The organism is Calidithermus chliarophilus DSM 9957, from assembly GCF_000430045.1.
Classification (GTDB): Bacteria; Deinococcota; Deinococci; order Deinococcales; family Thermaceae; genus Calidithermus; species Calidithermus chliarophilus.
Window position 1 is genome coordinate 1,469,559 of sequence record NZ_KE387023.1, and the last position, 11,254, is coordinate 1,480,812.

At 69.9% G+C, this 11,254-nt stretch carries 8 protein-coding genes; 3 read left to right on the plus strand and 5 right to left on the minus strand.

Annotated elements, in window-relative coordinates; genetic code table 11:
• Window positions 1–32: 32 nt before the first annotated feature.
• Together MEICH_RS0107105 and MEICH_RS0107110 are read right to left on the minus strand one after the other, a co-directional pair.
• Window positions 33–2,465, minus strand: coding sequence for an alpha-mannosidase (locus MEICH_RS0107105; protein ID WP_027892036.1), 2,433 nt, complete (start codon window positions 2,463–2,465; stop codon window positions 33–35).
• Window position 2,466: 1 nt separating this feature from the next.
• Window positions 2,467–3,039 carry a D-sedoheptulose-7-phosphate isomerase gene (locus tag MEICH_RS0107110; RefSeq protein ID WP_036218434.1) on the minus strand — a complete coding sequence of 191 codons (573 nt, stop codon included), beginning with the start codon at window positions 3,037–3,039 and terminating at the stop codon, window positions 2,467–2,469.
• Between the two features lie 259 nt (window positions 3,040–3,298).
• Here MEICH_RS0107110 and MEICH_RS0107115 point away from each other — a divergent pair, with 259 nt between their 5' ends.
• Complete coding sequence (locus tag MEICH_RS0107115) at window positions 3,299–4,192, plus strand: carbohydrate ABC transporter permease (protein WP_218916390.1); 894 nt, start codon at window positions 3,299–3,301, stop codon at window positions 4,190–4,192.
• The gene (locus MEICH_RS0107120) at window positions 4,189–5,085 is read left to right on the plus strand and encodes a carbohydrate ABC transporter permease (RefSeq protein WP_036218438.1); all 897 of its coding nucleotides are present in this window, start codon (window positions 4,189–4,191) and stop codon (window positions 5,083–5,085) included. Before MEICH_RS0107115 ends, MEICH_RS0107120 begins: the two co-directional genes overlap by 4 nt.
• 239 nt (window positions 5,086–5,324) lie before the next feature.
• On the opposite strand, the gene MEICH_RS0107125 is transcribed toward MEICH_RS0107120, so the two are convergent.
• The 3 genes from MEICH_RS0107125 to MEICH_RS0107135 form a co-directional block, all read right to left on the minus strand.
• A complete protein-coding gene (locus MEICH_RS0107125; protein WP_027892040.1) occupies window positions 5,325–6,539 on the minus strand; it encodes an ROK family protein in 1,215 nt (404 codons plus the stop codon).
• A gap of 80 nt (window positions 6,540–6,619) precedes the next feature.
• Window positions 6,620–7,975 carry an alpha-galactosidase gene (gene melA, locus MEICH_RS0107130; RefSeq protein ID WP_027892041.1) on the minus strand — a complete coding sequence of 452 codons (1,356 nt, stop codon included), beginning with the start codon at window positions 7,973–7,975 and terminating at the stop codon, window positions 6,620–6,622.
• A gap of 2 nt (window positions 7,976–7,977) precedes the next feature.
• Entirely contained in the window at window positions 7,978–10,488 is a 2,511-nt protein-coding gene (locus MEICH_RS0107135; RefSeq protein WP_027892042.1) for an alpha-mannosidase, read from the minus strand.
• A gap of 108 nt (window positions 10,489–10,596) precedes the next feature.
• Between MEICH_RS0107135 and MEICH_RS29220 the strand changes: the two genes are divergently transcribed.
• A partial coding sequence (locus MEICH_RS29220) for a hypothetical protein (RefSeq protein ID WP_036218440.1) occupies window positions 10,597–11,254 on the plus strand: 658 nt, incomplete at its 3' end.

Here is an 11,254-nt window from a genome sequence, read left to right on the forward strand (position 1 = left end):
CGGGAGACGCCCCCCGCCAGCGGGGGCCGGGCTTAATTCGAGCCCTCCCACTCGAGCAGGTTCACCTCCCGCGCCTCGCCCTTTCCGCGCGGGATGAGCAGGGTCTTGATCTCGTAGGGGCCGAAGTCGGCCTCGAGGGTGCGCCCCAGCAGCGGGATGGCGACGCGGGCGCGGGCGGCTTTCCCAGTGCTCTCGTAGAGCCGCAGGATCAGGTCGCCCGAGTCCTCGGCCTTCTTGAGCACGGTGGGCACGACGCTGGCGGGGCTCACCTCGAGGAAGCTAGCCTTGGGCCTGAGCTCGCCCGCGTGGTAGCTCTCGACCAGGGCGACGGGGCGCTGGTTGAGCTCGAGGGCCCGCCGCGGCAGCTCGGCCTCCTCCCAGGAGCCCGCGTGGGGCAGCAGCCAGTAGGTGAAGCGCTGGAGGCCCTGGTCCATGTAGCTGTACTCCTCGGCGGGGTCGGGCACGTAGGGGTCGTGGTGGGCGTAGATGGGGCTGCGCAGCACGGTGAGGTAGAGGGTGTGGCCCTCGGCGGAGTAGCTGTACTTGGCGTCGTTGAGGAGGGCCAGCCCGTGGACGGCCCCGGTGGGCCGGTAGACCCCGCTGAGGTCGGCCCAGCTCTGGCCCGGCTCCTCCTCGCCGTTGGTGGGGCGGGTCAGCGCGCCGTAGGGGGCCTCGTAGGTGGCCTGGGGGAAGTGCAGGTTGGCGGGGAAGGCCAGCTTGAGCGCCTTGTGCTGCTCGCGCCAGTCCAGCGTGACCCGCACCTCGAGGTGCGGCAGGTCGTGGTAGAGGGTGAAGTCCTGCAAGAGCACCGAGCGCCCGTAGGTGCTCTTGACCCGCAGCACCGCCTTGACCGGCCCCTGCTCATAAAGCCGCACCGACTCGGCCTCGAAAGCCCCGCTGAAGCGGTCGAAGCGCAGGACGCCGTGGCTCCAGGTGTCCGAGCGGTCCTCCGCGACCAAAGCCTGCGCCCCCAGGCCCTTGAAGACCTCGAGGTCGCGCACCTTGTCGTAGAGGCTGGCGATGGCCCCGCTTTGGGGGTCGAGGGTGAGGCGGTAGAAGCGGTTCTCGAGGGTGTGCTGCGTGGCCTCGACCCAGGGGTGCGCTTTGGGCCGGGCCGCGGGCTTGACCCGGTAGAGCCGGTGCCCGAAGGCGGGGAGCTCGGCCACGAAGGCCAGCCGCTTGCGCCAGCCGCTCACGGTGGCCCCCGAGCGCACCGTCTGCAGCGGCACCTGGCGGCCCCGCTCGTCCACCAGCGCGTCGCCCTCCTTGAGCCCGCCGTACTCGAGCTCCACCTCCGCCCGCACCGCCCAGGGGTGGGGGTTGAAGACCACCACGGGCTTCATGCCCTCCTCGGCGGGGATGTCCACCTGCCAGGAGAGGGCCTGCGCCGCGTCGTTGGCGACGTGGGAGGCGATGGACAGGGCCTCGCCCAGCTCGTTCCTCGCGTCGTCGTAGGCCGCTTCCAGGCTGGTGCCGGCCAGGATGTCGTGGAACTGGTTGAACAGCACCCGCTTCCAGGCGTGCTCGAGCACTTGCGCCGGGTAGGGCCGCCCCAGCCGCACGTGGGCCAGCGTGGCGAGCTTCTCCGCCAGCAGCAGCGCGTTCTCGGCCTTGCGGTTCCACTGCTTGACGCCCGAGTGCGCGGCGTAGCAGCCGCTGGCGTGGTGCTGCAGCTCCTCGTGCCAGGCGGGGATGCCCGGGGTGCCCTCCACGGCCTCGAAGTAGGCCTCGGGGTGGCTCAGCCGCAGCTCGGGGAACTCGGGGTCGGCGGCGAGGCGGCGGATGGACTCGAGGTTCTCCCGCGTGGGCCCCCCGCCGTGGTTGCCCACCCCGTAGAAGCACATCAGCGTGTCGAAGGGGGGCTTGACCTCGGTGAGGCACTTGCGCACGTGAATTTCCAGGTCCTTGCCCCAGGTGGTGTACTCGTAGGGGATGCGGAAGGTGAGCACCCTCGAGCCGTCCGGCGAGCCCCACCAGAACAGCCGCCCGGGCAGGTTCTGCTCGTGGGGGCCGGGGCGCATGAAGGTGTAGTAGGGCATCCCGCTCTTGAGCAAGATCTGCGGCAGCGTGGCCGCGTGGCCGAAGGAGTCGGGGTTGTAGCCCACCCGCGCGACGCGCCCGAAGCGGCTTTGGAAGTAGCGCTGGCCGTAGAGCCCCTGCCGCACGAAGGCCTCGCCGCCGGGGATGTTGCAGTCGGGCTCCACCCACCAGCCCCCCACCAGCGCCCAGCGCCCCTCCTGCACCCGCTGCCGGATCTCCTCGAACATCGCCGGGTCGTTGTGCTCGACCCAGGCGTAGAAAGCCGCCGAGCTGCAGGTGAACACGAAGTCGGGGTACTCCCGCATGCGGTCGAGGGCGCTGCGGAAGGAGGCCTTGATCTCCTGGAAGCCCTCGCGCCAGTCCCACAGCCACACCGGGTCGATGTGGGCGTTGCCGATCATGTGGAAGGTGCCTCGCTTGCCCATCTCACTCCCCCAAAGCCCAGCCGTCGAGCGCTTCGCAGATCATGTGGATCAGGAGGACGTGCATCTCCTGGACGCGGGCCGTGGAGGCGGAGGGCACCGCCAGGCAGAAGTCGGTGAGCGGGCGCATCGCCTCGGTGTGCTCCCCGGTGAGCCCCACCCGCACCACGCCCAGGCGAGCGGCGGCCTCGAGCGCCGCCAGCACGTTCTTCGAGCGCCCCGAGGTGCTGATGCCGAAGAGCACGTCGCCGGGGCGGGCCAGGGCCTCGAGCTGCCGCGCGAAGACCTGCTCGAAGGCGTAGTCGTTGCCGATGCAGGTGAGGGCCGAGGAGTCGGTGGTGAGGGCCAGCGCCGCGAGCGGGCGGCGCTCGCGGCGGTAGCGCCCCGAGAGCTCGGCGGCGAAGTGCTGCGCGTCGGCGGCGCTGCCCCCGTTGCCGCAGACCATCAGCTTGCCGCCCTGCTCGAGCGCCCTGATGCAGGCCTCACTGACGCGCCCTAGCTCGGGGAAGAGCGCGGGGAGGCGCTCGAGCACCCGCCGGTGCTCGTCCCAGTACGCCTCGAAGATGGCCTGGCTCATCGCCCGACCCCGCCGGTGCTGGTGAGATAGCCGGTTGCAACGAAGTTCATAGCCTACCTCCTCGGCTGTGTGCCGTCCCTTCTTAATCTCTGGGCTCCAGCATATACCAAAATCCCGAGTTTCTTAATATATTTAAGTAACTCGAGGTTCAGCCCATTCAGTCCTCCCTCAGCCGAGACCTGAGCGAGCCGGGATAAGCTATAGGGCAACCAGAGGAAGGAGGGAGCGGTTTATGGTCAAACGGCCGAGAATGTCGGCGATGCGCCGAAAGGAGGCGATCACGGGCTACTTGTTCATCATGCCCTGGTTGCTGGGCTTCATCCTGTTCACCGCCGGCCCCATGCTCTTCTCGCTCTACGCGAGCTTTACCAACTACGACGTCACCAGCCGCTTCGACTGGGTGGGGCTGGAGAACTACCGCCGGCTGCTCTTCGACGACCCCTTTTTCTGGTTGAGCCTGAAAAACACCGCCTACTACGCGGTGTTCGCCGTGCCGTTGGGGATCGCCACCGGCCTGATCATCGCGGTGCTGCTCAACCAGCAGGTGCCCGGCCAGCGCGTATTCCGCACCATCTTCTTCCTGCCCAAGGTGCTCACCGGGGTCGCGGTGCTGCTGCTGTGGCTGTGGGTCTTCAACCCCAACTTCGGTCCCATCAACGTCTTCCTGCGCTTTCTGGGCGTCGAGAACCCGCCCCTTTGGTTCTCCGACCCCAACTGGTCCAAGCCCGCGCTCATCATCATGAGCATGTGGGGCGCTGCGGGCGGGTACATCATCTACCTGGCCGGCCTGCAGGGCATCCCCAAGCACCTCTACGAGGCCGCGGCCATCGACGGGGCCAGCCCCTTCCGGCAGTTCCTGGCCATCACCGTGCCCATGATGTCGCCCACCATCTTCTTCAAGCTCATCGTGGGCTTCTCCGGCGCGATGCAGTTCTGGGAGAGCGTGCTCATCGTGTCGGAGGGCGGGCAGGGCGGGCCTTCGTACTCGACGCTGTTCTACGGGCTGTACATGTGGCAGGAGGCCTTCGGGCGCTACCGCATGGGCTACGCCTCGGCCATGGCCTGGATCCTGCTGCTCATCACCCTGGCCTTCACCGTCATCCAGCTCAACCTCTCCAAGCGCTGGGTCCACTACGAGGGGGATAGCCGATGAGACAGGCTTCCAAGCTCGAGACGCCCGAAACCCAAACCCGCCTGCCCAAGGTGCGCCGCTGGAACCCCTGGCAGATCCTGCTGCGTACCCTGGCCTTCGTCCTGCTGTGCATCATCAGCGCCGCGATCCTGTTCCCGGCCTTGTGGATGATCTCCACCGCGCTCAAGCCCGACACCCAGGTCTACGCCAGCCCACCCATCTGGATCCCCGACCCCCTGATGTGGGAGAACTTCGCCAAGGCCTGGAGCCTCGCCCCCTTCACCCGCTACTTCATCAACACCAGCCTCTTCACCCTCGCCGTGGTGTTCGGCACGGTGCTCTCGTGCAGCCTCGCCGCCTACGGCTTCGCCAAGCTGCGCTTCCCCGGCCGCGACTTCCTCTTCGTGGTGCTGCTGGCGACCATGATGATCCCCGGCATGGTGACCATGATCCCGCAGTTCATCCTCTTCTCCAAGCTGGGCTGGGTGGGCACCTACTTGCCGCTGGTAGTCCCCAGCTTCTTCGCCGGGGCCTTCTTCACCTTTTTGCTGCGCCAGTTCTACCTCACCATCCCCACCGAGCTCTCCGAGGCCGCCAAGATGGACGGGGCCTCCGACTTCTGGATCTGGCGGCGGGTGATCGTGCCGCTGTCGGCCCCGGCCCTGTCCACGGTGGCGATCTTCACCTTCGAGGGCACTTGGAACTCCTACGTGGGGCCCATCCTCTACCTCAACAAGGAAGAGCTCTACACCCTGCAGGTGGGCCTGCAATTCTTCCGCACCGCCAGCGAGGTGCAGTGGCAGTACCTGATGGCCGCCAGCCTGCTCGTGATGCTGCCGGTGATCATCATCTTCTTCGCCTTCCAGCGGTACTTCGTGGAAGGGGCGGCGATCAGCAGCGCGGTGAAGGGGTGAGGGGTGCGGATAGCCGGTAGCTGATAGCTGGGCGCGGGTCGTGCGTCGTACGTCCTACGTCGTACGCCAAACGCCAAACGCCAAACGCAAGACGCAAGACGCCCCTTCTTCACCCCCCTTAACAAGGGGGGCTGGGGGGATCCCCCCGCCCCGCGCGCGGGGCGGGGTTTTGCACGGGCCACGGGCCTTCCGCTGACGGCTGATAGCTGCCCGCTTACTCCCAACTGCTCGCCCCGCGCTTATGCCACGCTGTAATCGGGCACGGCCGCGCTTTGCACCAGCTTGGGGTTGCGGATGACCTGCTCGACCACCAGGGCCACGGCACCCAAGGAGGCGCTGTGCTCGCCGAGCTGGGCGGGGATGATGCGGACGTCTTTGGAGAGGAAGCCGAAGGAGCGGCCGCGCACCTTTTCGCTGACCTGCACGCACAGGTCGGGCCAGGCGCGCACCAGGGTGCCGCCTAGGATGATGAGGTCGGGGTCGTAGTGGTTGACGGCGTTGACCAGCACGGCGGCGAGGTAGTGGTAGGTGCGCTGTTTGACCGCCAGGGCCACGGGGTCCTCGAGCAGCGCCAGGTTCTGGATGGACTGCGGGTCACTGACCGGGAGCCCCTGGCTGCGGGCGTACTGCACGATGGCGGGCACCGAGACGTAGGTCTCGGCGCAGCCGTGGTTGCCGCAGCCGCAGCGGGGGCCATCCACGTTGATGGTGGTGTGCCCGATCTCCCCGGCCAGCTCGTGGGTGCCGCGGTAGAGGCGGTCGCGCACGATCAGGCCCGCGCCCACGCCCGAGCGCAGGCTGACGTAGAGCAGGTTCTCCACGCCCTGCCCCGCGCCGTACCAGCGCTCGCCCAGGGCCGCGGTCTTGGCGTCGTCGTCGAGCCACACCGGCACGCCCCAGCGCTGGGCCAGGACGGGGCCCAAGGGGACGTTGCGCCAGCCGTGCACGAAGTTGGTGGGCTCGAGCACTACGCCGCCCGCGGTGTCCACCGGCCCCGGGATCCCCACCCCGATGCCCACCGGGCGCCCCTCGCCCTCGAGCAGCGTCTGGATGACCTTGTGGATCAACGAGAGCGTCTCGTCCACGCCGCCCTCGAGGCGGTGGGCCAGCTCCATGCGCTTGAGGATGCGGCCCCCCAGGTCGGTGAGGATGCCCCGCACCACCGAGCGGGAGACCTCCAGGCCCACGATCTTGCCCGCCGCGCCGCGCAGGGTGAGGAGGGTGGGGCGGCGGCCCACCTGCTTGCTGGTGGCCTTCTGCTCCTCGATCAGGCCGAGCTCGAGCAGCTCGTCCACCAGGTAGGTGATGGTGGCGGAGGTGAGGGCGGTGGCCTCGGCCAAGTCGGCGCGGGAGATGGGCTGGAGCTTGCGCAGCGCGTCCAGGACCACCGAGAGGTTTTCGGCCCTGACCTTGGTCAGGTTGCTGCCGGTGCGAACGGATACGGGTTTTTTCATGGCGGGCGACCGGGATCGGACCCTTTCGGCTATTAGTTTACGCTTTCAAAAAAATATGGCGAGCCCGGGTTAAGGCGCACTCAGGCCCCGGCGCCCCCCTGCCGCAGGAACTCGGGCAGCCAGCGCTGCTGGGCCTGAAGCAGCTCGGCGGTCATGGCCTGAACCTGCGGGGGCGTGAGCAGCGCGGCGGTGAGGGGGTCGAGCAGCAGGGCGTGGGTGACGTGCTCGGGGTTTTGCTCGAGCACCGCCGCCACCGCGAGCTGCTGGGGCAGGATGTTGGTCTGGTTGAGCGCGGCGCACTGGAGGGGCAGCCTGCCCACCGGCTGGGGGTGGACGCCGCTGGCGTCCACGGTGCAGGGCACCTCCACGCAGGCCTCGGCGGGCAGGTTCTCGACGTAGCCCCGGTTGACCACGTTGCCGTAGACCCGGGTGGGCTGGCCGCGCTCCACCGCGCGGATGATCTGCATGCCGTACTCGGCGGAAGGGGTGAGGTCGCGCTTGAGCGCTTCGACCAGGGCCAGGGTCTGCTCCTCCTCCTTGCCCGCGTTGGCGATGCAGAAGCGCAAATAGTCCCAGCGGCGGGGGATGTACTCGCTCACCAGCTCGGGGTTCTTGCGGAAGTAGGGCACGTACTCGCTGGAGTGGTGGCTCGACTCGCTGACGAAGTAGCCGAAGGCGTCCATCAGCTCGGCGCGCACGCGCTCCTGGCCGCCCACGTAGGTGGGGGTGCCCTCGGTCCAGGGGGTCGAGCCGCCGTACTCGGGCAAGAACTCGGCCCGCAGGCGCTCGAGCAGCCTGGGCCGGAGGTCCTCCCCGCCCTGCTCCAGCCGCAAGAACCAGGCCTGGTGGTTGATGCCGGCGGCCAGGTACTCCAGCTCCTCGAGGGGCACGCCCAGCTTCTCAGCCAGCATCCGGGCGGTGCCGGGGATCGAGTGGCACAGCCCCACCACCTTCACCCCGAAGGCGGCCAGGTAAAGGCAGTTCATGGCCATGGGGTTGGTGTAGTTGAGCACCCAGGCCTCGGGGCAGACGGCCCGCACGTCCTGGGCGATGTCCCGCAGGGCGGGGGCGCTGCGCAGGAAGCGGAAGACCCCGCCCGGCCCCAGGGTGTCGCCGGCGGGCAGGTCCACGCCGTACTTGCGGGGGATCTCGAGGTCGGCGCGGTAGGCCTCGATGCCCCCCACCTGGAAGGTGAGGATCACGTATCCGGCGCCCTGCAGGGCCTCGCGCCGGTCGTCGGTGGCCCAGGCCTCCAGCTCCACGCCGTGGTGGGCGCACAGCTCCTGCACCGCGCGCAGGGTGCGGACGGCCCGCTTTAGCGAGAGGTCCATCAGCACCAGCTCGCTGCCGTGCAGCTCGGGCAGGGCCAGCAGGTCGGCGGCCAGCCGCAGCGGGAAGGTGATGCCCCCGGCTCCGATGATCGCGATCTTAGGCATGCTCACTCCTCGAGCAGGTTGACTTCCTGCAAGCCCGCCGGGCTCAGGCGGTAGGTCTTGATCTGGTGGGGCCCGGCCTCGACCGTGAAGCCCTGGCCGAAGGCTTCCAGGCGCGTCCGTGCTGCGCGCCCGTGGGGCTCGAAGAGGCGCAGGACCAAGCCGTCGCCGTCCTCGGCCCGCTTGAGCGCGGTGAGGTGCAGGGCCTGGGGGTCTTCCAGGCGCACGAAGCCCTGCAGCGGGGGCGCCTCCCCGGCGTGGACGTACTCGCGCACGAAGGGCAGGGGGGAGTTGAAGTCCTGGGCGTGCCGGGTCACGCCCGCCGCGCGCCAGTCGCCCGCGTGGGGGAGCAGCGCCCAGCGCAGGCTCTGTAGCCCCTGGTCCTGGTAGGCGTAGCGCACGCCGGGCTCGAGCCGGGCCGGGTCGTGGTGCCCGAAGACCGGGCTGCGCAGCAGGGTGAGCCGGGCCTCGCCGCCCAGCACGCTGGCCGAGTACTTGCAGTCGTTGAGCAGGGCCACCCCGGCAGGGTGGGCCACCCCCCGCGCGTCGCGCACGCTGCCGCTGACGTCGAGCCAGCGCTGCACCGGCTCCTCCTGGCCGTCGGCGGGGCGCACCGCGTGGCCGTAGGGCACCTCGAAGGTGGCTTCGGCGCCGGAGAGGGCGAAGGGGAAGGCGAGTTGTAGGGCCTGGTGCTGCTCCTGCCAGTTGACCCAGAGCTCGCCCTCCAGGCGCGGGCTGTGGCGGTAGAGGTGGAGGTGCTGCCGGGCCCAGGAGCCCCGGTAGCGGTACTCCAGCCGCAGCGTGGCCCGCACCGGGCCGCTCTCGACCAGCTCGCAGCCCGTGGGCTCGAACACCCCCAGCAGGTGGCGCAGGGAGGTGAGGCCGTGGCCCCAGGTGTCGGTGGGGTCGTGCACCACCAGCAACTGCGCTGCGGCCCCGGCGAGCAGCTCGAGGCCGCGCTCCTTGTCGTAGAGGCTCTTCAGCGCCCCGGTGGCGGCCTCGAGCTCGAGCCGCCACCAGCGGTTGGCGAGGTGGGTGGGGGAGGCCTCCAGCGGCGGGGCATCCGCGGGCAGGGGGGCCGGGGGCTGGTCCACCACGCGGTAGAGCCGGTAGCCCAGGGGGGGCAGCTCCACCTCGAAGAGCACGGCGGGCCGCCCGCCCGAGGCGCTCTCGGGCTGGACGCCCTGGTGGTAGAGGGGTTGCCCGGTGTCGTCGAGGACGCACAGCTCGGGGGTGTGCCAGTCGTTGAGCTCGAGCCGGAAGGCCTCGCGGCGCGGCCAGGGCGAGGGGTTGAAGACCAGCACCGGCACCCCGTCGCCGTAGTCGGTGACCCAGGTGGGGCCGTCCCAGCGCACCGAGCGGATGGGGGCCTCCGGCTCGGCCCCGCCCAGGCGGGTGTCCACCCGCGAGGCGATGGCCTGCATGGCGCTAAAGCCCACCCGGTGGGCGCGGGCCAGGGCCTCGCCCAGCTCGTTGCGGCTGTCGGCGTAGGCGCTGGCGACGCTCGAGCCCGCCAGGATGTCGTGGAACTGGTTGAAGAGCAGGCGCTTCCAGGCGTGCTCCAGCTCGGCGCGGGGGTAGGCGAAGCCGTAGGCGCCCGCCATCACCGCGAGCTTCTCGGCGGTGAGCAGGGCCTCCTCGGCCTGGCGGTTGAGGCGCTTGATCTCGGAGAAGGCCGCGTAGCAGCCGCGGGCGTGGTGCTGCAACTCGCCGCTGTAGGTGGGGTTTTCGAAGCCCCCCAGGCGCTCCATGAGCTGCTCGAGGCTCCCCAGCCGCAGGGTGGGCCAGTCGGGGTCCTCGGCGAGCTTGCGGATGGAGGCGATGGCCTTTTTGGTGGGGCCGCCGCCGTGGTTGCCCACCCCGAAGAGGCCCAGCCACTCGGGCAGGTGCTCGGGCCGCCAGGCCAGGTTGCGCTCCAGCGAGGAGTCGATGAACAGCGGGTTGGTGTTGTAGCACTCCACCCGCAGCGCCAGCACGCTCTGCCCGTCGGGCGATTGCCAGCGGAAGAGGTTGGAGGGCAGCTCGACCTCGCCCGCGCCGGGGCGCATGAACACGAAGAACTCCAGGCCCAGGCCCCGGAAGATCTGGGGCAGGGTGGCGGGGTGGCCGAAGGAGTCGGGGAGGAAGGCCACGCGGGCGCGGCGGCCCACCAGGCGCTCGAGCTCGCGCTGCCCGTAGAGCCCCTGCCGCACCAGCGCCTCGCCGCTGGGGATGTTGACGTCGGGCTCGACCCACCAGCCCCCGACCGGCTCCCACTGGCCCCGCGCCACCGCCGCCCGCACCTCCTCCAGCAGCGCGGGGTGCTCCTCCATCCAGGCGTACTGCGCGGCGGAGGAGTGCACGAAGACCATGTCGGGGTTCTCCGAGAGCCGGTCGAGGGCGCTGCGGAAGGTGGCCTTGACGGTTTCGTAGCCCTCGCGCCAGTCCCACAGCCACACCGGGTCGATGTGGGCGTGCCCTACCAGGGTAAAGACCAGGCGCTTGTCGCGCAGCTTGGGGGTTTGCGGCTTGACCATGCGGGACACCTCGCGCTCGAGACTTGCTTAGCGGGGACAGTGTACCTTATTATCTTAAAAGATTTAAGAAACTGCAACGTGCCCGCCGGACCCCCCAGAGGAAGCTGCATGACCGACCCTTTAACCCACCTGTCGCCGCAGATCAGCCAGGACGCCCGCGGCTGGCACCTGGAGGCGCCGGGCTACCGCCTGCACCTCCCCGCCGAGCGGCCCTTCGCCCTGCTCGAGGACGCCGAGGGCCAGCCCTGGGCCGAGCTCTTCCTGGCCCCCAGCCTGCACGCCCTGGAGGGCCTCGACACCACCGCCCGCATCGAGGCGCCCAGGGTCCGCAGCGAGGGCGGGCGTGCGGTGGTCGAGCTCGAGCTGCTCGGCTCGCGCTGGCGGCGCAAGGTGCTGGTGCTGGAGTGCTTCGCCCACCACCTGCGGGCCTACGTGCGGCTCGAGGGCCAGGGCCGCCTCACCGACGCCCACTACTTCGGCGGCTACTACAGCGGCCACCTGCGCTGGGGCAGCGGCTTTTTCGCCAGCGGGACGCGCTGGGGCGGGGTGTTCAACCCCGAGCCCTACGCCTCCGAGCGCCGCCTGCTCCCGGCCTTCGAGCCCACCGCCATCGACGTGATGGGCACCTCGCTCCCCGGCAAGGGCCACTGGTTCTTCACCCCGGCGCCTTTTTACTACGCTTTTACCAAATCCGCGCCGCAGGCGGGTGCCCTCACGCCGGGGGCGCTGGGCGCCGACCAGGGCGGCACGCCGGTCCCGGCGGCCG

Bases quoted from the DNA above. Each gene is read 5' to 3' on its own strand.
- MEICH_RS0107115 (WP_218916390.1), top strand. From the start codon at position 3,299: ATGCGCCGAAAGGAGGCGATCACGGGCTACTTGTTCATCATGCCCTGG.
- melA (WP_027892041.1), bottom strand. From the start codon at position 7,975: ATGCCTAAGATCGCGATCATCGGAGCCGGGGGCATCACCTTCCCGCTG.
- MEICH_RS0107125 (WP_027892040.1), bottom strand. From the start codon at position 6,539: ATGAAAAAACCCGTATCCGTTCGCACCGGCAGCAACCTGACCAAGGTC.
- MEICH_RS0107135 (WP_027892042.1), bottom strand. From the start codon at position 10,488: ATGGTCAAGCCGCAAACCCCCAAGCTGCGCGACAAGCGCCTGGTCTTT.
- MEICH_RS0107105 (WP_027892036.1), bottom strand. From the start codon at position 2,465: ATGGGCAAGCGAGGCACCTTCCACATGATCGGCAACGCCCACATCGAC.
- MEICH_RS0107120 (WP_036218438.1), top strand. From the start codon at position 4,189: ATGAGACAGGCTTCCAAGCTCGAGACGCCCGAAACCCAAACCCGCCTG.
- MEICH_RS0107110 (WP_036218434.1), bottom strand. From the start codon at position 3,039: ATGAGCCAGGCCATCTTCGAGGCGTACTGGGACGAGCACCGGCGGGTG.